The 23,603-nt window shown below is 64.5% G+C and carries 20 protein-coding genes and 1 pseudogene; 12 read left to right on the top strand and 9 right to left on the bottom strand.

Annotated elements, in window-relative coordinates; genetic code table 11:
- Positions 1-310: 310 nt before the first annotated feature.
- Positions 311-1,021, top strand: a pseudogene (locus tag AX709_RS18300) (IS5 family transposase).
- A gap of 147 nt (positions 1,022-1,168) precedes the next feature.
- Positions 1,169-1,855 (top strand): pentapeptide repeat-containing protein, encoded by a 687-nt coding sequence (locus AX709_RS12265; protein WP_007406590.1) that lies wholly within the window; start codon positions 1,169-1,171, stop codon positions 1,853-1,855.
- Here the strand turns inward: AX709_RS12265 and AX709_RS12260 are convergent.
- Positions 1,842-2,717: an SDR family oxidoreductase gene (locus AX709_RS12260; protein ID WP_007406583.1), complete on the bottom strand. Its 876-nt coding sequence runs from the start codon at positions 2,715-2,717 to the stop codon at positions 1,842-1,844. The two genes, AX709_RS12265 and AX709_RS12260, sit on opposite strands and share 14 nt — an antisense overlap.
- On the bottom strand, positions 2,714-4,054 hold the full coding sequence (locus tag AX709_RS12255) for a multidrug effflux MFS transporter (protein WP_197432034.1): 1,341 nt from the start codon (positions 4,052-4,054) through the stop codon (positions 2,714-2,716). Before AX709_RS12255 ends, AX709_RS12260 begins: the two co-directional genes overlap by 4 nt.
- On the opposite strand from AX709_RS12255, the gene AX709_RS12250 reads away from it, so the two are divergent.
- From AX709_RS12250 to AX709_RS12240, 3 genes are all read left to right on the top strand, one after another.
- On the top strand, positions 4,033-4,686 hold the full coding sequence (locus tag AX709_RS12250) for a TetR/AcrR family transcriptional regulator (RefSeq protein ID WP_007406599.1): 654 nt from the start codon (positions 4,033-4,035) through the stop codon (positions 4,684-4,686). The genes AX709_RS12255 and AX709_RS12250 overlap by 22 nt on opposite strands.
- A gap of 306 nt (positions 4,687-4,992) precedes the next feature.
- Positions 4,993-5,355 (top strand): Crp/Fnr family transcriptional regulator, encoded by a 363-nt coding sequence (locus AX709_RS12245; protein WP_050794223.1) that lies wholly within the window; start codon positions 4,993-4,995, stop codon positions 5,353-5,355.
- A gap of 238 nt (positions 5,356-5,593) precedes the next feature.
- The gene (locus AX709_RS12240) at positions 5,594-7,036 is read left to right on the top strand and encodes a L,D-transpeptidase family protein (protein WP_443026333.1); all 1,443 of its coding nucleotides are present in this window, start codon (positions 5,594-5,596) and stop codon (positions 7,034-7,036) included.
- Between the two features lie 64 nt (positions 7,037-7,100).
- Here AX709_RS12240 and AX709_RS12235 read toward each other — a convergent pair whose 3' ends face one another.
- From AX709_RS12235 to AX709_RS12225, 3 genes are all read right to left on the bottom strand, one after another.
- Positions 7,101-7,652, bottom strand: coding sequence for a hypothetical protein (locus AX709_RS12235; protein WP_007406600.1), 552 nt, complete (start codon positions 7,650-7,652; stop codon positions 7,101-7,103).
- A 129-nt stretch (positions 7,653-7,781) separates the two neighbouring features.
- Complete coding sequence (locus AX709_RS12230) at positions 7,782-8,126, bottom strand: type II toxin-antitoxin system RelE/ParE family toxin (protein WP_007406611.1); 345 nt, start codon at positions 8,124-8,126, stop codon at positions 7,782-7,784.
- The gene (locus AX709_RS12225) at positions 8,123-8,347 is read right to left on the bottom strand and encodes a ribbon-helix-helix domain-containing protein (RefSeq protein ID WP_007406591.1); all 225 of its coding nucleotides are present in this window, start codon (positions 8,345-8,347) and stop codon (positions 8,123-8,125) included. Before AX709_RS12225 ends, AX709_RS12230 begins: the two co-directional genes overlap by 4 nt.
- A gap of 479 nt (positions 8,348-8,826) precedes the next feature.
- On the opposite strand from AX709_RS12225, the gene AX709_RS12220 reads away from it, so the two are divergent.
- Together AX709_RS12220 and AX709_RS12215 are read left to right on the top strand one after the other, a co-directional pair.
- Positions 8,827-10,308 (top strand): ATPase domain-containing protein, encoded by a 1,482-nt coding sequence (locus tag AX709_RS12220; RefSeq protein WP_037569798.1) that lies wholly within the window; start codon positions 8,827-8,829, stop codon positions 10,306-10,308.
- Entirely contained in the window at positions 10,308-12,293 is a 1,986-nt protein-coding gene (locus tag AX709_RS12215) for a PAS domain-containing sensor histidine kinase (protein WP_007406594.1), read from the top strand. The genes AX709_RS12220 and AX709_RS12215 overlap by 1 nt, the downstream gene beginning before the upstream one ends.
- A gap of 48 nt (positions 12,294-12,341) precedes the next feature.
- Here the strand turns inward: AX709_RS12215 and groL are convergent, their stop codons facing one another.
- Both groL and groES read right to left on the bottom strand, forming a co-directional pair.
- Positions 12,342-13,961 carry a chaperonin GroEL gene (gene groL, locus AX709_RS12210; protein WP_007406588.1) on the bottom strand — a complete coding sequence of 540 codons (1,620 nt, stop codon included), beginning with the start codon at positions 13,959-13,961 and terminating at the stop codon, positions 12,342-12,344.
- Positions 13,962-14,009: 48 nt separating this feature from the next.
- Positions 14,010-14,315, bottom strand: a complete 306-nt coding sequence (groES, locus tag AX709_RS12205) for a co-chaperone GroES (RefSeq protein ID WP_007406608.1) — start codon at positions 14,313-14,315, stop codon at positions 14,010-14,012.
- A 487-nt stretch (positions 14,316-14,802) separates the two neighbouring features.
- Here groES and AX709_RS12200 point away from each other — a divergent pair, with 487 nt between their 5' ends.
- The 5 genes from AX709_RS12200 (at position 14,803) to AX709_RS12185 (ending at position 19,806) form a co-directional block, all read left to right on the top strand.
- Positions 14,803-15,531, top strand: coding sequence for a Bax inhibitor-1/YccA family protein (locus tag AX709_RS12200; protein ID WP_066549623.1), 729 nt, complete (start codon positions 14,803-14,805; stop codon positions 15,529-15,531).
- A gap of 47 nt (positions 15,532-15,578) precedes the next feature.
- The gene (locus AX709_RS12195; RefSeq protein ID WP_231727520.1) at positions 15,579-16,193 is read left to right on the top strand and encodes an HdeD family acid-resistance protein; all 615 of its coding nucleotides are present in this window, start codon (positions 15,579-15,581) and stop codon (positions 16,191-16,193) included.
- Positions 16,194-16,479: 286 nt separating this feature from the next.
- On the top strand, positions 16,480-17,130 hold the full coding sequence (locus AX709_RS12190; RefSeq protein ID WP_047100288.1) for a YoaK family protein: 651 nt from the start codon (positions 16,480-16,482) through the stop codon (positions 17,128-17,130).
- Between the two features lie 205 nt (positions 17,131-17,335).
- Positions 17,336-17,503 carry a hypothetical protein gene (locus tag AX709_RS18945; protein ID WP_164542692.1) on the top strand — a complete coding sequence of 56 codons (168 nt, stop codon included), beginning with the start codon at positions 17,336-17,338 and terminating at the stop codon, positions 17,501-17,503.
- Positions 17,504-18,099: 596 nt separating this feature from the next.
- Positions 18,100-19,806 carry a cation:proton antiporter domain-containing protein gene (locus AX709_RS12185; protein ID WP_066549617.1) on the top strand — a complete coding sequence of 569 codons (1,707 nt, stop codon included), beginning with the start codon at positions 18,100-18,102 and terminating at the stop codon, positions 19,804-19,806.
- A 59-nt stretch (positions 19,807-19,865) separates the two neighbouring features.
- Here AX709_RS12185 and ybaL read toward each other — a convergent pair whose 3' ends face one another.
- Positions 19,866-21,560: a YbaL family putative K(+) efflux transporter gene (ybaL, locus tag AX709_RS12180; RefSeq protein WP_047100454.1), complete on the bottom strand. Its 1,695-nt coding sequence runs from the start codon at positions 21,558-21,560 to the stop codon at positions 19,866-19,868.
- Positions 21,561-21,618: 58 nt separating this feature from the next.
- Positions 21,619-23,097, bottom strand: a complete 1,479-nt coding sequence (gene cls / locus AX709_RS12175) for a cardiolipin synthase (protein WP_066549616.1) — start codon at positions 23,095-23,097, stop codon at positions 21,619-21,621.
- Positions 23,098-23,603 lie beyond the last annotated feature (506 nt).

The raw sequence follows: 23,603 nt of genomic DNA, 5'->3' as shown, positions 1-23,603 counted from the left end.
GGCCTTATCCCGGAAGTGCCTTTGATCCGGCGATATTGGTGGCGTGGATGATGTTGTAGGCCAATACCGAGAGGACGGCTTCGGCTTTACCCGTCGGAGACCTCTCGTGAGGAATCTACCGCGCCAGAAATGCGTTTTATCGTCCCGAAGGGATGCTCGACGGTGCAGCGCCGCGTGCGCATCAGACTGGGGTCGGCCAAAATCCTGGCCTCCATGGCGCCAAGGTCGACGCTCACCGCGGCGCGATCTCACAGAACCCTCCAGATTCACTTTGCGTTGCGGATGTGACTCACGCTGCGAATGGATCGAGATGGCTGACCGACGCCCATTGGCGAGGATTGAACCGCATTGTCTGGGTAAGCCGACTGACCCTGGGCGTAGCGGTAGAGACAACCGGCTGTTTCTGGAGGCGGTGCTGTGGATTGCGCGCACGGGCAGTCCGTGGCGCGATCTGCCGGAGCGGTTCGGCAACTGGAGCACGGCGCTCCGGCGGTTTCGCGACTAGCGTGCAGCTGATGTGTTCAAGCGGATTTTCGACGCGCTGTCGGACGAGCCTGACCTGGAATACGCCATGGTCGATGCAACGATCGCGAAAGTCCACCGTCACGGGCAGGGCGCAAAAGGGGGAATCAGCGCCAGGCCATCGGCCGCTCCAAAGGTGGCATGACGACCAAGAACCTGGCGCTGACCGATGCGCTCGGCAATCTGGTGCGCTTCCGGCTGGTGCCCCGGCCAGCGCTTCGACAGCGTCGAGGTGGCGCCGCTCATCGACGGCCTCGCCTTTGAAGGGCTGATCGCGGACAAGGCCTTCGACAGCAACGCCATCCTCGCCGACCTGGATGAGCGCGGCGCCGCCGTCATCATCTCGCAGCACCCCAAACGCATCGGCGCACGACAGATCGATGCCGCCGTCTATACCTGGACCCATCTGATCGAAAACTTCTTCTGTAAACTGAAGGAGTTCAAACGCACCGCCATGCGCGCCTGCAAAAGCGACCCCAGCTTCGAAGCCATGATCTAACTCGCAGCCGCCGTCATCAACTCACGGTGAATCCCAATAGTCCCTAAATCGGCTATTTCGCATTCACGCACGACTTCCCGCGGGCGGCCATTGCTTAGAGGCATGGCGAGTGTGGATAACATTGGCTGACCGAGCTACCAGTCACCAGTGGATAATCTGTTTTCCGATCGCTCAATTCACGACCAGGCGTTGACCCGGGCCGATGTCGAGCGCCTGCTCGCGTCCCCGTCTCATCTCATCGACTGCGATCTCGAAGCGGCCGACCTCGCCAGACTGGACCTATCCCGCTGGACGTTCGAGCGATGCAATCTGCGCCGCGCCGACTTCACCGGCGCGAAGTTGGAGGGCACGGCCTGGCGGTCTTGCCGCGCCGCTTTCGCGCAATTCACCGGAGCCGACCTGAGCGACGCCATCTTCGTCGCCAGCGACTTCAATAATTGCGTCCTGCGCGAATCAACCCTTGCCGCCGCGAAATTCGAGCGATGCAAGCTGACGGGCGCGGACCTGTCGAACGCGAAAGCGCTCGATATCCGCTTTGATGAAACCCTGTTGATCCATGCCAAATTGCCGGGATTATCGTTCCGCAAGCGGATCCTGAAGAAGATCGACTTCGGGCAAGCCGATCTGCGCAGGTGCGACTTCCGCGCGACGATCTTCGAGGAGTGCAGTTTGCGCGATGCGGTCATGACGGGATCGCGTTTCGACGGCGCCGATCTGCGCGGCGCCGACCTGGGCGGCTTACGGCTTGTCGACGCCAGCCTGTTTCGCGGTGCGACGATCTCCCGCGAGCAGGCCGGCCAGCTCTTGAGCGAACTGGGACTCAATGTGCGTTGATGGGTCGGTCCTTCAGCGCCGTTGCGAGGGCCTCCGACAGCGGCGTGGTCGGCCGCCCGATGAGCCGGCTGAGCTGGCGGCTGTCATCGAACAGGCCGCCCTTGGCGATGCCGATGTCGGAGGCGACCATCCGCGCGGCGATCGGCTCCGGCAGGCCGCGCACCACGAGCGCCGCCCGGCATTCGTCCGCCGGCAGGTCGCGATAGGTGACGGTCTTGCCGGAAAGCCGGGTGATTTGCGCCGCGAGCTCGGCGAGAGTGAAGGCCGTATCGCCCGCAAGCTCATAGACCTGGCCTGACTGATCGGCCGTGGCCGTCAGGACGGCCGCCGCACCAGCGGCATAGTCGGCGCGCGCGGCGGCCGAGATGCGTCCGTCACCGGCGGCGCCGATGATCGACCCGTTATCGATCGCCATGCCGACGCTGCCCGTATAATTCTCGATATACCAGCCGTTGCGCAGCAGGACGTGGGGAATAGCGGCCTCGGCCAATGCCGCCTCGGTCGCGACGTGCTCCTCCCGCACCGCGAGCGGCGAGCGGTCGGCATGGAGCAGGCTGGTATAGGCCAGCAGCTTCACCTTTGCGCGCTGTGCCGCCGCGATCACCGCGCGGTGCTGGGGCACGCGCCGACCCATCTCGTTCGACGAGATCAGCAGTAGCCGCTCGATCCCGGCAAGGGCGCTGTCGAGAGTCTCGGGCCGATCATAGTCGGCCTGCCGCACGGCGACGCCCTTCGCGGCAAGCTCCGCGGCCTTGTCGGGGCTGCGCGCCAGCGCTGCGATGTCGGATGCGGGGATCGTCTGCAAGAGCGTGTCGATGACGAGCCGGCCGAGCTTGCCGGTGGCGCCGGTGATTCCGATCATGATGCGGGTTCCTTCTGCAATTCGAAGACGCGCGCCCTCGGAAAGACACCAAAGGCAAGCAGGCAGGCGGCGATGCCGCTTACCGCGATCGTCAGCACCATCGGCAATGCGGTGCCGTCGGCGGTGAGTCCGACGATGAGCGATGCGAGGGTTCCCGCCGCGAACTGGATCGTGCCCATCAGTGCTGCGGCCGTGCCCGAGATGGCGCCATAGGATTCGAGCGCCATCATGCTGTTCAGCGGCATCACGAAGGCGAGCGCGGTGATTGCCACGAACAGCAAGGCGGCCAGCGCCACGATGCCCGCGCCGCCGCCCAGTTCGAGCAGGGCGAGAATGACCGCTGCCGCCGCATAAACGGCCAGCGCCGCGCGAACGATCGTCTGCGGGGCGAAGCGATGCATGAGACGAGGCGCGAGTTGCGCGCCGGCCGTCAGGCCGACGGCATTCATGGCGAAGATCAGGCTGTAGGCGGCCGGGGTCAGGCCGTGGACGGAGATGAACACGAAGGACGAGCCGGCGAGGTAAGCGAAGAAACCCGCCTGTGCGACGGCCATCACACCGACATAGGCGATGTAGCGCCGGCTGACGATCAGATGCAGATAGTTGCGCGCCACGTCGGCCGGGCGGGTCGCGGTCCGCAGGGCAGGCGGCCGCGTCTCTGGCAGAACGGTGGCGACCAGTAGCGCACAGCCAGCGCCGACGATCGCCAGCAGCACGAACAGGGCCGGCCAGGGTGCAAAGGCAAGGATGGCCGTTCCCAGCAGCGGCGCAATGACGGGCGCGACACTGAGCGCCATCATCATCAGCCCCATCAGGCGGGCGGCGGCATGGCCGGTGTAGAGATCGCGGATGATGGCCATGCTGATCGCCATGCCGACCGAGCCGCCAAGGCCCTGCACGAAGCGCCAGGCGATCAACTGTTCGGGCGTCGCCGCGCTCGCGCAGCCGAGCGCAGCGGCGACAAACAGCGCCAGTCCCGCATAGATCGTCGGCTTGCGCCCGATCCTGTCGGAGAGCGGGCCGCAGAAGAGCTGACCGATCATCAGGCCCGCGAAGAAGGTCATGAGGCTGAATTGCACGGCGCCTTCGCCGGCATGGAGATCGGCGGCGATCCGCGGCATGCCCGGAAGATACATGTCGATGGCCAAAGGGGCGAGCGCGCCGAGGCTTCCGAGGATGGGTGCGATGCGTCTTGATGCTATGGGCTGCAATGCGAATGACCTTGCCGGATATCTTCCACTCCGCCCCGGATTTGCGCTGGCGGTTCGGAAACGGTAGCGTTTTGAACCGTGATAGGAAACGATATCGTTCCGTAATGTCAAGAACCTCCTCGACACTTCCCGATCACGCCATCGCCAGGGCGGGACGACCTCCGCTCTATTCGGACACCGAGCGGCGGCGGCGCATCCTTCAGGCCGCCGAGCAGGTGTTCACAACGCGCGGCTACGGCGCCGCCACGATGGAGGACGTGGCGCGAACCGCCGGCATGTCGAAGAAGACGATCTACGCCTTCTATACGGACAAGAGCCGGCTGTTGGCCGCGATTGTCGTCGCCGCCGATGATTGCCCCTGGGACGATCGCGACGCTGTGCCGATCGCCGATCCATTGGCGGAGCTGCGCCACCGCCTGATGGAGGTGATCGCCTTCGTGCTGTCGCCACGGCAGGTCCGCCTCACGCGGCTTCTCATCGCGGAGGCCGAGCACGCGCCGGAACTGGCCGATGATTTCCATGAGCGCGTGATGGCGAAAGGCTATCGCTATCTGGTGGCGGCCGTGGAACGGGTGAAGCTGGAACGTCCGTGCCCGAGCATCGGCGATGTCGAGCGCGTGACGGGAATGCTGCTGGGCGCGGCGATGGGCGACCTTCACCTCTGCGCCCTGTTCGGCAGGAGCGAGAGCCTCACACGCAAGCGGATCGTCGCACAGATCGACCTGGCGCTCCGGACGTTCGGCTTCATAGCCGAATAGCCTCGACTACCTTCAGCATCTGCCGGCGCCCGGAATAATGATCGATTGGTCGGCGCGCGCTTCCTCATTCGTGGTCTGAGACGGGTGAAGGCTGAAACCGCACTCTCAGTCGTACCTTATCACATCACCCATGCCGCAAACGCCCGTGGGTTGATCAAACTGCTCGCTGCGGCTTGATTCACCCCGCGCCCTGGCATCATGCGCCGCCGGCCGCCTGAACATGTTGACGGGCTTTGGCACAGCCTGTGAGGGGTGCGCTCGTTAGATTCGCGTAGATCATTCACTTCCAATCTCCTTTTTTCACGGATGGGAAACGATGATCTCGGTCTGCTGCGACCGCATCTAACACCGGTCGAGTTGGGGCGAGGCCAGAAGCTGGTCGTGGCGGGCGAACCGATCGAACACATCTACTTTCCCGAGGGAGGGGTTGCGACCGTCGTCTCGACGTTGCCGGAGAGCGGCAGCACGGAAGTCGGCATCTTTGGACGTGATGGTCTGTCAGGCTTTTGCGCGCTGATGGGGGCCGAATGTTCTCGGCACGACACGATCGTACAGGTCGATGGGGCAACTGGCCTCCGCATTGATACATCGACGCTTATCGAGCTGATGGAGCAGAGTCCTCCCCTGCGTGCGCTTCTCAAGCTCTATGTGCCGACGTTCATAGTCTAGCTGGCGCACGGCATTGTCTGCCATGTGCATCACCAGGTCGAGACCCGTGTCGCGCACTGGCTGCTGATGTGCCACGACCGCATCGACGGAGACGAAATCATGGCAGTGGGGGGGAGGGGGTGAAACTGTCAGGGGTCGCCCATAGCCGAGGCGCGTTTCGTGAACCTGGATGCCGGTCGACGGACTTCGGAGCGGAACCGCCTTTGCCGCGTTGCGGTTCGATTAGAAGGGGATGATAGTGCGCGTGAATGTGGCCGTTCCATTGTTGCTGGCCGGCTCGCTGGGCCTGTCTGCATGCGAGGTTCGCACCAATCCATCGAGTCAGCATGAGGCTGGGGGAACGGTTTCCCAACCAGCCTGGACCGAGGCTTTGGTGGGCCAGCTCAGGAAAGCCATGGAGGCCCGTGCGGCTCACGGTCTCGACCGCCTGCCGTTTCCGCTCGAGCAGCGATCGGGCACAGCGGGTCGCGACGCGGCGTTGACGAAGGCCGCGCTCGCATATGCGGGCACGTTGGCTCGCGGGGCGGCCGATCCGACAAAGCTCTTCGACATCTACACCGTCCCACGCCCGCAAGTTGATCTTCGGGCGGGTCTTGCGCGCGCGATGCAGGAAGGAAAGCTGGACGAGTGGCTGGAGAGCTTGGCGCCGGGGGACGAGAATTACCGCAGGCTGTCGCAGGCCTATGTTGCGCTTCGAAAGTCGAGCAACGCGCCTCCCACGCCGATACCGGACGCGGGCAAGCCCATCGAACCGGGCAAGAGCGATCCGCGCATACCGGCTATCGCCGCGCAGCTCGTAGCCTTCGATTATCTCGACAAGGCCGCCGCCGGCGCTGTCTATACGCCGCCGATGGTGGCTGCGGTCAAGCGGATGCAGGCTGACTATGGCATCGATCCCGATGGGATGATCGGAACCGATGCGCTGGAGATCCTGAATCTCTCGGACGCGGACCGAGCGCGTGCGATCGCAGTCAACATGGAGCGGCTGCGGTGGCTCGAGAGAAACCCGCCGGCGACCCGCATCGATGTCAATCTCGCCGCCGCCCGATTGGCCTACTGGCGCGACGGCAAGCTCGTCGACACGCGCAAAGTGGTTGTCGGCGAACCGGAGACCGCGACCCCGCAGCTTGGATCGCCGATCCTGCGGCTGGTTGCGAACCCCACCTGGACCGTGCCGCGCTCGATCCAGCGCAAGGAGCTCGCCGGCAAGGGCGCCGGCTATCTCCGTCGCAACAACATGGTGTGGAAGGATGGCTGGATCGTCCAGCAGCCGGGTCCGAAGAACGCGCTTGGGCTTGTGAAATTCGACATGCAGAACGAGCAGTCCATCTATCTGCATGACACGCCCGCCAAGGCGCTGTTCTCCGAAGTGCAGCGGCAGCGCAGCCATGGCTGCGTGCGCGTCGAGGACGCTCTTGGCTTCGCCGAGATGCTCGCACGCGATCAGGGCGTTGATGCCGAATGGCACCGGGCCCGCGCCACGGGCAAGGAGAGCTACGTCGCGCTGCCGCAACCCGTACCGGTCCGCATGCTCTACCAGACGGTGCTCTTCGACGATTCAGGCGAGCCGGTGGTGCGCTCCGATCCCTATGGATGGAATGATCGCGTGGCGAGCGCGCTCGGCTTCCCGGCAAGCACGGGCCTTCGGGTGAAGACACGTGCGGCTGACGTCGGGCCCTGACGGCGATTGTGGCTGCTTGTCCAAGGGCTTCAGGCAGCCGCCGGATAGTCTTTCGCCAAGCTCATTACCGCGGATGAAGCGCGCGCCGCACCTCGTCGGTGACCGTGTAGACAGCCTGGCGCTGGGCACCGCGGTTGTGATGGTCGACGCGGTAGCCCTGATAGTGCCGCCGCACGAAGCCGGCCCTGACGAGTTCCGAAACCGCTCGGCTCACGTTCGTGCGCCCGGAGAGACGGATTCGCTTCTGAACCTCCGCGGCGATCAGCTGTTCGGCGGCGGCTATGTCGGATGGAAGCTCATTGCGCTGCTCGAGCTCCGATCGAACTTTCCTTGCGATCGCAAGACGGCGGGGATCCCGCCGGGCGACCGGAGCGAGGGCATCGCAGAGCCAGTCCCGCACCGGCACCTGGCGGTCCCCGTCACGGACGTAGGGGCCGGCCGAGCCGCTTTGTGTGCTCGCCTGCGCGATCAGATTGAGCACCATGAAGCTATAGCGTGGGCGTTCGCAAACCGCCGTCAGGCGATCGAGAAGAGCCGGCAGGTCCAGCGCGGGTGCGTCCTGCGATGCTGATCGATCCGCATCGGTGGCGGCGGCGAAGAAGTCCGGCTGGAACATGAGAACGAATCAAGCACATCTTGATTCCCATGTGAATCCCCCTTCTTGCGGTAGGTCGGACTTTCCGAGGTTTCGCGCATCGAGTTTCGCGACTGCGGAGTCTTCAGAAAGCGCCTGGCGTGCTCGACCTCAGCGCGATGTGCGGTCATCGCCTTCGGGATCGTCAAGCCAGGCCGGGATGTCGCGGTGCGCGTCGAGCACGCGCCAGACATCGATGTGATCGTCCCGCTCAACGTAGAAGACGAGCCACGGAAAGCGGGCGAGCCGGCGATGTCGCAGACCGGGCAGGGCCAGTTCATGTGCGTAGCGCGGGGAACCGATCCCGGGTTGCTCGCCTATCATGCGGTAAGCTGCTTCGAGCGTATTCACGAAGCGAAGCGCGATCTCCGGCCCGGCCTCGCGCGCATAATGGTCAATAGCGTTTTCGACGTCGCGATGAGCCTGTTCGCGCGGAACGACCCGCTTGGCGGTCATGCCGTGCGGCGAGCCCGCGCGCGCAGCCCCTCGAAATACGGGTCGTCCGCTGGATCGCCCGGGGCAGATTCGGCACCGTCGAGCAGCAGCCGGCGCAACCGCTGGCGATCCTGGTCCTTGCGGATGAGTTCGCGGACATACTCGCTGCTTGTGCCGTAGCCGCGGCCCGCGACCTGCTCGTCCACGAATGCCTTGAGGGTGTCGGGCAGCGAGATGTTCATCGTGCTCATGGCGTTCTAGATACGCAGTTTGGCAAAATTTGGCAAGGTGAGCCGCCCGTCGTGCGTCTTCTGACGACTAGATCCGACAATTTCCCGATGCGAGAAGCCCGGGGATGAACAGCTGTGGCACTTTACCGGCGGGGTAAAGTGCCACGAGCGGTTGTCTTCGCGGCGAGAAACTGTGGGGGAGGTGATCGGCGCAGTGGGGAACAGGCGGGCGGGTAACGCTCGCCAGGCTCCTCGAGCAGGGTAGCGGCTGACCGGCACCTGCATGATTGACTGATCTAGCTCAGCGACGAATACATGTTTTATCCGGCACCCTTTCTGGCGGGGCGCCGTGGGGCAGCAATCCAGGCTTTGCTGGGTGCTTTGTCGGCATGTCCGACGAGGGTTGCTCCATCCCCGCGATACATCGTCAGGCGGCGCGGGTCGCGCAGAACGGTCGGGGGAACCCATGCTCGAAGGGGGCAAGTTGTACGATGAATAGCGAAGAACCTGCTGGAACGGGAGTGCCGGGCCTTGATGACATCCTCGGTGGAGGGTTGAGCCGCGGCAGAGTCTTTCTCCTCGAGGGCCTGCCGGGAACGGGCAAGACCACGGTCGCGATGCAGTTCCTGCTCGAAGGGGCCCGGAACGGAGAGAAGGTGCTGTATCTGACGCTCTCCGAAAGCGAGGAAGAGCTGCGCGCCGCCGCCGCAGCGCACGGGTGGGCGCTCGACGGCGTCGAGATCGTCGAGTTGATCTCCCCCGATAGCCTCGTTGACGAGAAGCAGCAGCAGAGCTTGCTCTACTCGTCGGACCTCGAGCTGGTGGAGACGACCCGGAGAATATTCGAAGCCTTCACGCGATCGAAGCCCGACCGGCTGGTCCTCGACAGCCTCTCGGAAATCAGACTGCTGTCGCAGAGCTCGCTTCGCTACCGGCGACAGGTCCTCGCGTTGAAGCACTATTTCGCGGGCCAGGGTACGATCGTGCTGATGCTCGACGACATGACGACGGAGACCGAAGACAAGACCGTTCACAGCGTCGCGCATGGTGTGGTCTGCCTGGAGGAGCTCGCAAGAGAATACGGTCCGGAGCGCCGGCGGATCAGGGTCGCCAAATATCGCGGGCGAGGCTTTCGCGGCGGCTATCACGACTTCGTCATCGAACGAGGCGGCGCCCGCGTATTTCCGCGCCTGATCTCGGCCGAGCACCGGTCCAGCTTCGAGCGCGACAAGGTCACGACCGAGATCGCCGAACTGGACGCGCTGACGGGGGGTGGTCTGGAGCGTGGATCGAGCGTGCTGATCCTGGGCCCTGCAGGAACGGGGAAGTCTCTGCTCGTGCTGACGTTCGTCGCTGCGGCCGTGAAGAAAGGAGAGAAGGCGGCGTTGTTCGTGTTCGACGAGGAGGTCGGACTCCTGGCCGAACGGGCAAGAGGGCTTGGAATCGACATCATCGCGATGATGGACGCCGGTGCCTTGCAGGTCGAGCAGATCGACGCCGCCGAGCTCACCCCCGGAGAGCTTTCAGCGCGGGTCCGGAAATGCGTCGAGGAGAATGGCGCGAGGACGGTGGTGGTGGATAGCCTTAATGGTTACCAGGCCGCGATGCCGGGCGAGAACGCCCTGGTGCTGCACATGCACGAGCTGCTGCAGTATCTGAACCGCCAGGGCGCAACGACGTTCGTCACCATCGCGCAGCGCGGGCTGGTCGGCAATACGCAATCTCCCGTCGATGTCACCTATCTCGCCGACACGGTGATCATGCTGCGCTACTTCGAGGCCCGCGGCCGTCTTCGCCGGGCGATTTCGGTCGTGAAGAAGCGAACCGGTGCGCATGAAGACACCATTCGCGAATATAGCATTGGCGCCGAAGGGGTCCGGATCGGCGAAGCGCTGGTCTCGTTCCAGGGAATGGCGCGCGGCGTGTGCAGCCTCTTCGGGGATGCACCTGAGCTGATCGAAGAACGCCATTGATGCCCGAACATTCCGAGCGCGCGCTGATCCTCGCGCCTTTCGGCCGGGATGCAGACGTCGCCGCATCCGTTTTGGCGAACGCGGGCATCACCGCGCTCGAATGTCCCTCGGTCGCCCGGCTGGTCGAGGAGATCCGGGCAGGCGCAGGCCTCGCGGTGGTCACCTCGGAGGCGCTGATCGGTGCCGACACCGGGTCGCTACAGGCATGGATCGCGGACCAGCCAGAATGGTCCGATTTTCCGTTCGTTCTGCTCGTGCACCAGGGCAGCGGGCTCGAACGCAACCCCGAGGCTTCCCGCTTGCTGGAGCGGCTCGGGAACGTCAGCTTCCTCGAACGCCCCTTCCATCCGACTACCCTCATGAGCCTGGCGCGCGCGGCGCTGCGCGCCCGCCGCCGGCAATATGAGGCACGCGCGCGCCTCGAGGAGCTGCGTAGCCTCGCCGGCTCCCTTGAGCGCAAGGTCGAGGAGCGGACCGCCGAGCTAACGTTGGGCGAAGCGCGGATGCGGGCGATTTTCCAGACCAACAATCAATATCAGCTGCTCATCGATCTCGATGGGACCGTCCTCGACGCGAACGCCACGGCGCTGGCGGGGATCGAAGCGCGGCTCGAGGATGTGGTCGGCAAGCTCCTCTGGGAGACCCCGTGGTTCGCGCATTCGCCCGACCTCCACAACGCCGTGAAGGCTGGTGTGCTGCGCGTCGCAGCGGGCGTGAGTTTGCAAAAAGAATTGACCATCCATCTTCCGATCGGCCCGCGCTCGTTCGACGTGGGCATGCGGCCGATGCGTGGTCCGCAAGGCGATACGCTGGCACTCATCGTGGAAGCGCTCGACATCACCGACCGCAAGCGTGCCGAGGAGGCGCTCCGTCAGGCGCAGAAGCTCGAGGCGATGGGTCAGCTTACCGGCGGCGTCGCCCACGACTTTAACAACCTGCTGACGCCGATGGTGGGCGGGCTAGACATCCTGAGTCGCAGCGGAGTTGGCACGGAGCGCCAGCGCCGCCTCATCGAGGGTGCCATACAGTCGGCCGAGCGGGCGAGGGCGCTCGTGCAGCGGCTGCTGGCCTTCGCGCGGCAGCAGCCGCTGCAGCTCCGCGCGGTCGATATCGGCACGCTGGTGCGCGGCATGGCCGAACTGGTCGGATCGACGATCGGGCCAAGAATCAGCCTGGTGATCGAGATGCCGGAAGGGCTGCCTTCCGCACGCGCCGATCACAACCAGGTCGAGATGGCGCTCCTCAACCTTTGCGTGAACGCGAGGGACGCGATGCCCGAAGGGGGCACGCTCCGCATCTCGGCATCTGCCCGGCATCTCAGCGCGGAAAATGATGAGGGCCTGAGCGCCGGCAGCTATATCAGCCTCGCGGTCTCGGATACCGGGATCGGTATGGATGAGGAGACGGCCAAGCGAGCCGTGGAGCCGTTCTTTTCGACCAAGGGGCTGGGCAAGGGGACAGGGCTTGGCCTTTCGATGGCGCATGGCCTTGCGCGGCAACTCGGCGGAACCCTCACGATCACGACCGCTCCCGATGCAGGGACCCGGGTGGAGATTCTCCTTCCCGTGTCGACGGAGACCCCGCAGCGCGCGGCGCCAAAGATCGAGGGAGTGCTGCCCCAGGAGGGAACCGCCCTTCTTGTCGACGATGACGATCTCGTCCGCTCGAGCATCAGCCAGATGCTTTCCGCGATCGGCTATGAGGTGACCGAGGCGAAATCGGCGGAGGACGCCCTGGAGCTGGTGAAGTGCGGCATGAACCCGAGCGTCGTGGTCACCGATCATCTGATGACAGGGATGTCGGGCGTTGCCCTCGGCCGCGCGCTGCGGGCGCGCACACCCGTCCTGATCGTCTCGGGCTATGCCGAGAGCAGCGAGATCACTCCGGACTTTCCGCGCCTCATGAAGCCCTTTCGGCAGGACGAACTGGCCGCGAAACTTGCCGAAATCCGGGCGGCGGCGAGCGCGAGCGGTGACACCGCCTAGACGAAAGGCACTGGGTGTTCGGATGGGGGCCTTGCGGCCCCCAATCCTTTAATAGTCCATCGCGGGAACCGGCGCCGGCTTTTCGTCCTTCGGCAGCTCCGCGACGAGCGCCTCGGTCGTGATGAGCAACCCTGCAACCGACGCCGCATCCTGAAGAGCGGTGCGCACGACCTTGGCAGGGTCGATCACGCCGGCGCGGACGAGATCTTCATACTCGCCTGTGGCAGCGTTGAAGCCCCAGTTGTAGTCCGATCCCTCGCCGAGCTTCCCGACCACGTAGGCGCCGTCCTCGCCGGCATTGTCGACGATCTGGCGCGCCGGCGCCTTCAAGGCGCGGCGGACGATCTCGATCCCGGCCTTCTGGTCGTCGTTGGCCGCGGAGAGGCTTTCCAGCGCTTTGACCGCGCGCAGCAACGGGATGCCGCCTCCGGGCAGGATGCCCTCCTCGACCGCAGCGCGCGTGGCGTGGAACGCATCGTCTACCCGGTCCTTCTTCTCCTTCACCTCGACCTCGGTGGCGCCGCCGACACGGATCACGGCGACGCCGCCGGCGAGCTTGGCGAGCCGCTCCTGCAGCTTCTCGCGATCATAGTCGGAGGTGGTCGTCTCGATCTGCTGGCGGATCTGCGCGGCGCGGCCGTCGATGTCCGACTTCTGGCCGGCGCCATCGATGATCGTCGTGTCGTCCTTGTCGATCACCACCTTCTTGGCGCGACCGAGCATGTTGACGGTGACGTTCTCGAGCTTGATGCCGAGGTCCTCGCTGACGACATTGCCGCCGGTGAGGACGGCGATGTCCTCGAGCATCGCCTTGCGCCGATCGCCGAAGCCCGGCGCCTTGACGGCCGCGACCTGGAGCCCGCCGCGCAGCTTGTTGACGACCAGGGTAGCCAGCGCGTCGCCCTCGACGTCCTCGGCGATAATCAGCAGCGGGCGGCCCGACTGGATTACCTTTTCGAGCAGGGGCACCAGCGCCTGCAGGTTCGAGAGCTTCTTCTCGTGGATCAGGATGTACGGATCTTCCAGCTCGACCCGCAGCTTCTCGGGGTTGGTGATGAAATAGGGCGAGAGATAACCGCGGTCGAACTGCATGCCCTCCACGACTTCGAGCTCGGTCGCGAGGCTCTTTGCCTCCTCGACGGTGATGACACCTTCGTTGCCGACCTTTTCCATCGCCTCGGCAAGGATCTGGCCGACCTCGGTGTCGCCGTTCGCGGAGATCGTGGCAACCTGGGCGATTTCGCTGTTCGCGCTGATCCTGCGCGCATGCGCCTTGAGATCGTCGACCACGGCTCCGACGGCGAGATCGATGCCGCGCTTCAGGTCCATCGGGTTCATGCCGGCGGCGACCGCTTTGGCGCCCTCGCGGACGATCGCCTGGGCGAGCACGGTCGCGGTCGTGGTCCCGTCGCCGGCGAGATCATTGGTCTTGGACGCGACCTCTCGGATCAGTTGTGCGCCCATGTTCTCGAACTTGTCCTTGAGCTCGATCTCCTTGGCGACCGTGACCCCGTCCTTGGTGATCCGCGGCGCGCCGAAGCTCTTGTCGATCACGACGTTGCGGCCCTTCGGCCCGAGCGTGACCTTGACCGCATCGGCGAGGATGTCGACGCCTCGCAGCATGCGGTCACGCGCGTCGGTCGAGAAACGGACTTCCTTTGCAGCCATTGTATCGTTTCCTCCTATGTTCGCGTGGATTTCTGTGGGTACGCTGCCCTATTTCGACGACGCTTCGGTCTCGACGATCCCGAGGATGTCGCTCTCTTTCATGATGAGCAGTTCCTCACCGTCGATCTTGACCTCGCTGCCGGACCATTTGCCGAAAAGGACGCGATCGCCGGCCTTGACGGACAGCTCGACGAGCTTGCCGGTCTCGTCGCGGGCGCCGGGCCCGACGGCGACGACCTCGCCCTCCTGAGGCTTCTCCTTGGCAGTGTCGGGGATGATGATGCCGCCGGCCGTCTTTTCCTCGGCTTCGATGCGACGCACGGCGACACGGTCGTGCAGGGGACGGAAATGCATGCATTACCTCCAAAGCAGATCATGATGTGATGACCCTCCCGTTCGCGGGGAACGGTCGGTTTCGGCAGAGCTAGGAAGACGACTTTCGACCATCAAGAGATCTGCCGCACGTTCCTGGCACTTCACCCATGTGAGTGCCAATGCGCATGCACGTTCGCGCAGCGCACGAGCGGACATTGCCTCGAGAGTCGCGGCGACGAGGTGATGTAGATCAGCGGGCGATTGCGGCCGATTCGCTACGGCACTGCTCAAGAGGACCGCAAGACTTCGGCAAGGACGGACAGCCCGTGATCTCGCTTGGTTCAGTGCTCCAAAGGTGGGTGACGCGATGGCCCCTGCCGATCGTGGACGCGGGCGCTGTGCAGCGCTCGACGAGCCTTCAAAGGTCCGGAACGCCGCGAACTGCTCCCAGGCCGTGTCGGGAAGGCGCGAGGCCGGACCAGCACGTGCTTCCTCGATCGCTGCACCTTCCATTGGAGATGTGCAGATGAACACGCCATTTGAAAGGTCTGGCGCGGATTTGCACGGCGCCTCGGGGCGCGCGGTCGCTTACGACGCCGGTCTTCGCCGCTACATGCTTGGCATCTACCGCACGATGGCGCAGGGACTGGTCCTTACCGGACTTGTCGCCTTCCTCGTCGCCAGCACGCCAGCTCTCTATCAGCCGATCTTCAACACGCCCCTCAAATGGGTCGTGATCATGGCGCCGCTCGCCTTCGTTCTATTCTTCTCCTTCCGCGTCGAGCAGATGAGCGCCACCACTGCGCGGATCGCTTTCTATTCATTCGCAGGCGTCATGGGACTGTCGCTGGCCAGCGTCTTCCTGGTGTTCACCGGCACCAGCATTGCGCTGGCGTTCTTCTCGGCCGCGGCCCTGTTCGCGACGATGTGCCTGTGGGGCTATACGACCAATGTCGACCTCTCGCGCTGGTCGACCTTCCTCATGGTCGCGCTTGTCGGCGTCATCATCGCGAGCCTAATCAACCTGATCCTCGCCTCCGACACGCTGCAGTTCGCCGTTTCGATCATCGGCGTGCTGGTGTTCACCGGCCTGACCGCCTGGGACAGCCAGCGATTGAAGAGTCAATACTTCGCCTATGCGGACACCGAATCCGGCGAGAAGCTGGCCGTGATGGGGGCGCTGTCCCTTTATCTGGATCTCATCAACCTGTTCCAGCTGCTGCTGAACCTCATGGGGGAGCGTCAGCGAGCATAGCGACGTCGCGTCGCCGTCCTATCGGCCGGCAGAAAAGGGAGGCTTTCGTGGTTCGAGTTAAGATCAATGCCGTTTCCGACGAGCCCGAAGCGGTCAGCCAACCGATGTTGGGGACACTGCGCCGCAACTGGGGCTGGATCGTCTTCCGCGGTGTCCTCGCGCTGGCGCTTGGCGTCGTTTCCTTCCTGTTCCCGCTCAGCGCCCTGTTCGCCTTTGCGATGGTGTTCGCCGGCTACGCCGGCGCCGATGGCATTCTGTCCCTGGTCGCCGCGGTGCGCGGCGCCCGCCGTAAGGAGGAGCGCTGGTGGGCCTATGTGATCCGCGGGATCATCGGCATCGCGACTGCGGTCCTGTTCCTGCTGATGCCCGTAGCCGTGACCGCGGGCTATGCGCTGGTTACGCTCATCATGTTGGCCGTCTGGGCGATCGTCACCGGTGCCCTCGAAATTGCTGCGGCAGTGACGTTGCGCAAGGTAATCCGCGGCGAATGGCTGATGGGCCTGTCTGGCGCTCTATCGGTCGCTGTCGGGCTTATGATCGTCGTCCTGCTGGTCATCGATCCGCTCACGACCTTGCCGTCTGCCGCCTGGGTAATCGGAACGTACGCGATCATCGCTGGCGTTGTTCTTCTCGGGCTCGGGTTTAAGCTTCGCCGAGCTTGATGGCTCGCCCGTTGCGCCTCGCCCAGGCCGCAACAGTCTCGCTAGGGCGGCAGGGAAACATTTGGAATTCCCTGCCGACCGGCTCCAGCAGCAGGGGCCGTGCCGCTTACCAGACACTCACATTGCATGGGCTCGGTCGCCAGGCCTAGCTAGGGAGCGTCCAGCGCCTGTGCGCTGGCGATCCGCCCCGACGAACCTTCTACCGTTATCGCTTTCTGGTGGCGCGGACTGGAAGCGGCGTGCCCGCCCGGGCATCAGTTTCGGATAGCAGGAGTATGTGGGTTCAATGATCGGCGTGCTTGAACGGCGACGAAAGTGGCTCGCCTTTTGTCTTACCGGGCTGGCGGGCTACGTCGACGGGCTCGGCTTCCTGGCCGCAGGCGGGATGTTTGTGTCGTTCATGAGCGGCAACTCCACACGGCTCGCCATCGGGGCGGCCGAACGGTCGGTGACGGCGTTGATCGCGCTGGGATTGATTGGTGCGTTCCTCACGGGGGTGATCGCGGCCACGCTCGTGGCCACCCTGGTTCAGAAGCGCCGGAAGTCCGCTGTCTTGGGACTCGTGTCATTGCTCCTCGCCTCGAGCGCGACGCTCGCGCACGTCGGCGCGGGCGCATTCGCACCGCTGCTCATGGCTGCTGCGATGGGAGCGGAGAATCTCGTTTTCCAGCGCGATGGCGAAGTGAGCATCGGCCTCACCTATATGACCGGTGCGGTCGTGAAGGCGGGGCAGCGGATCGGCATGGCGCTGCTGGGCGGACCCAGATGGGATTGGCTCCCACACTTGTTACTGTGGTCGAGCCTCGTCACAGGCGCGATCATAGGCGCGCTTAGCTTCCACCGGTTGGGTGTCGACGGCCTTTGGTTCGCAGCGCTGGCCGCGCTTCTCCTCGCCGTCTGGGCAGGCCTCATCGAAAGGACGGGCGAACCGGCGTGATCGCTGCAGGCGTTCTATCCGCGGCCTTGAGGCTGTGGCCATCGCCTTTTCGGAAGGACGCGCGCACGTCCTTGCCGGCGACCGCCTGAGACAAGCCAAGCGGAGCTGATCTGAATCAGGGCCCGGTCCATCCTGACAGGCAGAATGTGCAGTCGGTTCGCGCGGATGCAGAGGTGCAGCGCTCACTTTGCTGGAGAATGAAAGGATGACGGACCCCAAAGCGTCGGTGAATCCCGACAAGGACAGGAAGCCGGAACTGGCACCTGATGAGAGCGTGGCCGAGGAAGGTCAGGAGGGGACGGATCTCGACCCGGTCGACGAAGCGATCGAAGAGTCTTTCCCCGCGAGCGATCCGCCGAGCTGGACGCTTTGAAGGTTGCCGCCCGCCTTTTCGGGAACCATCCTCATTCACGATCTTTCCGGGCGAAGCGGTCGATGTCGTCGAGTGCCTCGAGATACCCGGAGCATAGTGAAGCGACGGATAGGGCGCTGTTGACGTCCGCCCAGCCGAACCGGCGGCTCCAAGATCGCGACCAACGTCGTACCCACCCCACTAGAGCTGTCGCAGCCGCCGTCGAAAAGATGAGGGGCGCTTGACGCGGCAGGACAGAACCCAGCTGAGGTATGTCAGTGTGCGTCCTCTCCACCTGAGCGATTGTTTGGTGGCTTGCCCAAGACGGAGGTGACGCGTGCCGCCAGCTCAGAGGCCGAAGACCGTCGGGGGGGCGGCGGTTGGCACCGATCGTTGGGACGAGGCTCGACCACGCCCTTCTTGCGGTGGCGCACGCAGGCCTGATCGATCCTGGACGCTGAGTGCCGCTGCTCACTGCCATCGGCGAACGTGGGAAGGCCGCTTCAACCGGTTATCTCTTTACGCCCGAGCGTCGCTGCAACCGACGGCGCGCTGAGCAGCCCCGACCCGCCGCCCTTGGCGGAAAGCACTTGATCCCCGCGAGAGGCGTCCGGTTCATGCTTCACCACTTTCTCGTCGATGCGGTGATCCTGATTTTCGCCTCCCTGGCGTTCGTCGCGCTCTTCACAAAGTTCCGCCTCTCTTCGATTGCAGGATATCTCGTCGCCGGATCGGTCGTAGGGCCCTACGGGCTTCACCTCGTTTCCGCGAATGAGGGAACCCGTTTCCTCGGTGAGCTCGGCATCGCCGCGCTGATGTTTGTCATTGGCTTTGAATTCTCCTGGCCACGCATTGTCGCGGCTCGTCGCTTGGTTTTCGTGCTGGGCACGCTTCAGGTCGTTGTCACCGCATTGCTCGTAGCCGGGGTCGCCCTCCTCGCGGGACTGTCCCTGACCGCATCATTGATCCTGGGCTTTGCACTCGCGCACTCGTCGAGCGCCATCGTCCACAAGCAGCTGCTGGATCAGGACGAGGTGACGACCAGTCATGGCATAGCAACGACGGGTATCCTCCTCTTCCAGGATCTCGCGGCCCTCCCTGTCCTGCTCTTGGTTGGCGCGGTTGCCTCGGGCGCTGAGCAGGACCTTGCCGGCCTGATGTTGCGGTTGGGCGCTGCCGTGCTCGTCTTCACGGGTGCCGCGCTCTTCGCGCGCAAGACGATCGGCCGCATCTTCGATTGGATCGCTCGGAGTGGATCCAACGAGCCGCTGATGCTTGCCGGGCTGGCGTTGGTTGCAGGCGTCGCGCTTCTCGCCGAGATGATCGGTCTCTCCCTGGCGGTAGCAGCCTTCATCGTCGGCATGGTCGTCGCCGAGAGCAACTACCGCCATCACCTCGCAGACGAGCTCCGGCCGCTGCGGGACATCTTCCTCGGTCTCTTCTTCCTGACGATCGGTATGAGCGTTGATTGGTCGATCGTTCTCACCGAGCCGGCGGCGACGGTCGGCGCGGTGGCTATCCTCGTCCTCGTGAAGCTCGCGATCATCTTCGCTCTGGCGCGGTTCAGCGGACTTGCGACCAATGCGGCATTGCAGACCGCGCTGGTCCTGGCGCACGGCGGCGAGATCTCCCTGCTCATCCTGACCCAGGCGATCGGTGGCGGCTTGCTGCCGGAGGTTGTGGCGCAAACGGCACTCGCAGGGACGGCCGTGAGCATTTTCCTGGCTCCGTTCCTCATCCAGTTCAATCGGCGCATCTCGGCCGAGGTCCTGTCGACGCCGCAGCTGGTCGCTGAGCCAGACGACATGATCGGCGGCTCGGCGGGCGATCTACGCGGTCACGTCATCCTGGCGGGGTGCGGCCCGGTCGGACGGCTGGTGGGTACGGTTCTGAAGGCGAGCGGGATACCTTATATCGCGATCGAGCGCGACGTTGACCGGCTTCGGATTGCCCATCGCGAGGGGCATCAGGTCATTTTCGGTGACGCAACACGCCGCGGCGTGCTTGAGGCAGCCAACATCGATACGGCCGCAGTGGTGGTCGCCCTTCTGAACAGCCAGCCAAGGCTAGAGCAGCTGGTACGCCAGGTTCGGCAACTCAATCCGGCGGTGCCAGTCCTTGTCAGCACGAGAGACAATCGAGGTCTGACATCCATCGCCAAGGCCGGCGCGACCTACATCTTTCCGGAGAACTTGGCTGCGGGCTTGGGGCTGGCAGTGCAGACCTTCGTCGCGCTTGGTGTCTCTCCGGAAGAGGCGCTCGCCCGCGTCCGGGCGGTCCGCCTCCGCCTCAATCCTGAGCTTCGGGCGTTGCGGACGATCTGACCCGTCGCTGGAAACTGCCCTTGCATGAAGGCGGCGCTCAGCGACGGAATCATTGCCGATTAGCTCTCCACCAGGTGAGCGAGTCCGTCGACATCCTCGGACTCCGCTTCTGAGACCAGCGCCGCCATCTTGGCTGCTGCTGCCTTCTCCGCCAGGACGATTGCGTCAGCACCCATCGCCTGCAGGTGGTCCACCTCCGCCTCCGAATGGGCACGCGCGATGATGCGCAGGTCCGGGTTCATGGCGCGGGCACGCTTCGCGATGATCGCGGCTTCGAACCCCTCAGGGATCGCGATCAGCAGCGTCGATGCCCCGGTGATGCCGGCCCGCGTGAGGATGGAAGCTTCGGTGGCGTTACCCTGGACGGCGCGCAGCCCTTCCGCTTGCGCTGCTTGCACGGCCTCTCTGCTGTCCTCGACTATGCTCAGCGCGTATCCCGAGGCCCCGAGCGTTGCAGCGATGAAGCGGCCGACTCGGCCATAGCCCACGATAATCACATGCCCAGGGGGCGGGCCCTGCTCGGGCGCCGGCTCTTCTGAAGATCCTTCCGCAGGGCCGGCGTGCCGAAGTGGACGAACCCCCTGCCTGGTTACGAATGAAAAGAGCAGGGGATTAAGGAAGATCGAGATGATAGCGGCCGCGAGGATCAGGTCCCGGCCCTGGGGAGGCAGAAGGCCGGCGCTGACGCCAAGGCCGGCAAGAATGAACGAGAACTCGCCGATCTGTGCCAGGCTTGCCGAGATCGTGATCGCGGTTTGGTCACGATATCCGAACGATCGGACGATGGCATAGGCAGCCGCGGACTTGCCGACCAGGATGATGGCGAGCGTCGCCAGAAGCGCAATCGGCTGATTGAGGATCACCGCTGGGTCGAACAGCATGCCGGCCGAAACGAAGAACAGGACGGAAAAGGCGTCTCGGAACGGGAGGATCTCCTCGGTCGCGAGCCGACTGAGCTGGGTTTCACCCAGGATCATGCCGGCGAAGAAGGCGCCGAGAGCGAACGAGACGTCGAAGACGAGCGCGGCGCCGAAGGCAACGCCAAGGGCGATCGCGAGTACTGCCAGACGGAACAACTCGCGGGAACCGGTATCGGCCACCCAGTGAAGGACTGCCGGCATCGCGCGGCGGCCCACGAGGAGCATCAGCGCAATGAAGCCCGCCACCTTCAGCAGCGTAGTGGTCACGGCGCTCGCGGCAGCGGCGCCCGCGTTCGCCGATGTGCCCGACAGGATGGCGGCTACGGACGGCAGAAGCACCAGCGCCAGCACCATCACCAGGTCCTCGACTACCAGCCAGCCCACCGCGATGCGGCCTTGATCGGTCTGGACGAGGTTGTGCACCTGAAGAGCCCGCACTAGGACGACAGTGCTCGCAACGGATAGCGCGAGACCGAAGACTAGGCCCTGGCCAGCGCGCCACCCGAGCGCCCAGGCCAGCGCCATGCCGAATAGCGTTGCGACAACGATCTGGATCAACGCTCCAGGGACCGCGATCTTTTTCACTGACAGGAGATCCCGCAGCGAGAAGTGCAGGCCGACGCCGAACATCAGGAGAATGACACCGATCTCGGCAAGCTGCGATGCGATTTCCGGGTCCGCCGCGAAGCCGGGCATCGACGGCCCGACGAAGGCGCCAGCGAGCAGATAGCCCGCGATCGGGGATATCTTGAGCCGGTGCGCCACGGTCCCTGCGATGAAAGCAGCGACCAGGCCGGCGACAATCGTGGCGATTAATGGTGCGTCATGGTGCATGGTCATTCCATCAATAGCAAAGTCTCGTTCTCACTCCGGCTCAGCTGGTCCGAGCAGATCACAACAACGGGCTGAAGAGCCGCGCTACGTTCTCGGCACACTTGCGCGCGAGATTGCGGCGCTCCCAGTCGCTTGCTCTCAGTGGGACGGATTGTTCCAGCCTTGAGCGCTCGATCTGGCGCAAGGTAAGTGTCGCCTCGCGGTCGTAAAGGACGAGGCTGATCTCCGAATTCAGGGCAAATGATCGCATGTCGACGTTGCTCGATCCGACGACGGCGACTGCCTCATCGATGCTCATATGCTTGGCGTGCAGGAAGCCCGGCTGGAACAGGTGGATCACCGCACCGGCCGACAGCAGCTCGGAATAGTAGGACTGCTGCGCGAGGTGAACGAGGGGATGATCGGAGCGGCCGGACAAGAGCAGATGGACCTCGGCTCCCTTGAGGATCGCCACCTGCAACGCTTGCAGGAGGGGCTCGCTCGGGACGAAGTAGGGAGTGGAGATCAGGACACGATCTCGAGCCGAATGAATCAGCGCAACGAACAGCTCGTCGATGCCCCCATGCTCGAGATCGGGCCCACTCGGCAGAACTTGCCCGAGGCTGCTGCCGGCATCGTCTGCCGGAGGGTAGAGATGCCCGTCGGCGAGCTCCTTCTCCGTCTCGAGGAACCAGTCCGCCACGAAGACCGCCTGCAATTCGCCGACAACCGGCCCTCGAACCCGGGCCATTACCTCCCAATTTGGCCAGCCCCATCCATGATCGGCGTCGATGATGTTCTGCGAGCCGGTGTAACCGGTGCGTCCGTCGATTACGGCGATCTTGCGGTGATTGCGCAGGTCGAAGCGCGTGGTGCGGCCAAGCACCCGAATCGGCAGGATCTCGTGAACTTCGACGCCTGCGGGCCGCAGCTCCCGCTCGATGCGGGCGGCCCACGTGCGCGATCCGATCGCATCGACGAGCACCCTGCACCTGACGCCGCGCAGCGCGGCCTGGCGCAGCGCGGCGATCACCTTCTGGCCGGCGGCGTCCGTGGCGAAGATGTAGAAGAGAAGGTGGACATGGTCGTTGGCGTGCCCGATATCCTCAACGAGGAGACCGATCGTTGCGTCGTAGTCCGTCAGGAAGTCGACCTCATTGCCTTGTAAGAGCGGCATGCGGCCAATCCCGCTCACGAGGGAAGCCGCTGAAGCTTGGACGAGCGGCAGCTCGGCCGGCCGAGCGACCCGGTCGATGCAGGAAACTGCCCGGTCGATGATCGGCCAGAGTTGCGCGACACGTTCTCGACGCCACCGGGGGTGGAATGGCCGGCCGATCGCCAGATAAAGGACGAGGCCGAGCCACGGCGCCACGAAGAAGAGGAGCAGCCAGCTCTGCGTCGCAGCCGGCGACCGGCGGAAGGGAACAACGATCAGCGCGCCGATCCGGATCGCCCAAGGCGCTGCGACGGCCAGCCACTCGAGAGCGACGCCCAGGTTCACCTCATCGCCTTTGGCGATGAAGAAGCCGTGTTGCGCGAAGTGATCCGATCCCAGCATCGCGGCCGCGGTGTGGACTCCTGGGCGGAGCGTGCCTCCCAACCCATTCTGTGTCGAGGTCCAGAGAGGCTAAAGTCGTGTGGGATGCGATCGGCTCGGTTCGGTCCACGGGCGTCTGGTCGATCGGCATGCTGGGCTGGGAGACCACTTGGCGCGTTGCGCACGGTGCCGCCTCATGGCGGCGGGCCGGCGTCCTCGTACACGAACCGCTGCTGCCGCTTCCGGATGACGCCAGCCGCGCCCGTTGAGATCAGCCCGCACATAATCACCTCCTCGAAGGAGCGAGCTTCCCACCGGCAAGGTGGCGTGGCCCTGACATAGCTCAGGACGAGCTCGACGAAAGTTAAGGTATGAGCTGCGTGCCGGACCTTCCGGAACCAGGTGATGCCCAGACGAAGGGTCGAATGGCGTAGCTCGTGCCGCCGTGCATGACGGCTGAAGGGACCAGGTGGGCGCTCGGGCTCGGCGCCTTGCGTCGCCCCGAAGCTCAGCTCGTGCGGCAGATG

The organism is Sphingomonas sp. CCH15-F11 (assembly GCF_001557005.1).
Lineage (GTDB): Bacteria > Pseudomonadota > Alphaproteobacteria > Sphingomonadales > Sphingomonadaceae > Sphingomonas.
This window is presented reverse-complemented; position numbering and strand designations above follow the sequence as displayed.

What these genes read in the sequence shown, in the direction of transcription:
- AX709_RS12260 (WP_007406583.1), bottom strand. Translation starts at nt 2,717, where the DNA reads ATGATCGGAATCACCGGCGCCACCGGCAAGCTCGGCCGGCTCGTCATC.
- AX709_RS12250 (WP_007406599.1), top strand. Translation starts at nt 4,033, where the DNA reads ATGTCAAGAACCTCCTCGACACTTCCCGATCACGCCATCGCCAGGGCG.
- AX709_RS12245 (WP_050794223.1), top strand. Translation starts at nt 4,993, where the DNA reads ATGGGAAACGATGATCTCGGTCTGCTGCGACCGCATCTAACACCGGTC.
- AX709_RS12235 (WP_007406600.1), bottom strand. Translation starts at nt 7,652, where the DNA reads ATGTTCCAGCCGGACTTCTTCGCCGCCGCCACCGATGCGGATCGATCA.
- AX709_RS12230 (WP_007406611.1), bottom strand. Translation starts at nt 8,126, where the DNA reads ATGACCGCCAAGCGGGTCGTTCCGCGCGAACAGGCTCATCGCGACGTC.
- AX709_RS12225 (WP_007406591.1), bottom strand. Translation starts at nt 8,347, where the DNA reads ATGAACATCTCGCTGCCCGACACCCTCAAGGCATTCGTGGACGAGCAG.
- AX709_RS12220 (WP_037569798.1), top strand. Translation starts at nt 8,827, where the DNA reads ATGAATAGCGAAGAACCTGCTGGAACGGGAGTGCCGGGCCTTGATGAC.
- AX709_RS12215 (WP_007406594.1), top strand. Translation starts at nt 10,308, where the DNA reads ATGCCCGAACATTCCGAGCGCGCGCTGATCCTCGCGCCTTTCGGCCGG.
- groL (WP_007406588.1), bottom strand. Translation starts at nt 13,961, where the DNA reads ATGGCTGCAAAGGAAGTCCGTTTCTCGACCGACGCGCGTGACCGCATG.
- groES (WP_007406608.1), bottom strand. Translation starts at nt 14,315, where the DNA reads ATGCATTTCCGTCCCCTGCACGACCGTGTCGCCGTGCGTCGCATCGAA.
- AX709_RS12200 (WP_066549623.1), top strand. Translation starts at nt 14,803, where the DNA reads ATGAACACGCCATTTGAAAGGTCTGGCGCGGATTTGCACGGCGCCTCG.
- AX709_RS12190 (WP_047100288.1), top strand. Translation starts at nt 16,480, where the DNA reads ATGATCGGCGTGCTTGAACGGCGACGAAAGTGGCTCGCCTTTTGTCTT.
- AX709_RS18945 (WP_164542692.1), top strand. Translation starts at nt 17,336, where the DNA reads ATGACGGACCCCAAAGCGTCGGTGAATCCCGACAAGGACAGGAAGCCG.
- AX709_RS12185 (WP_066549617.1), top strand. Translation starts at nt 18,100, where the DNA reads ATGCTTCACCACTTTCTCGTCGATGCGGTGATCCTGATTTTCGCCTCC.
- ybaL (WP_047100454.1), bottom strand. Translation starts at nt 21,560, where the DNA reads ATGCACCATGACGCACCATTAATCGCCACGATTGTCGCCGGCCTGGTC.
- cls (WP_066549616.1), bottom strand. Translation starts at nt 23,097, where the DNA reads ATGCTGGGATCGGATCACTTCGCGCAACACGGCTTCTTCATCGCCAAA.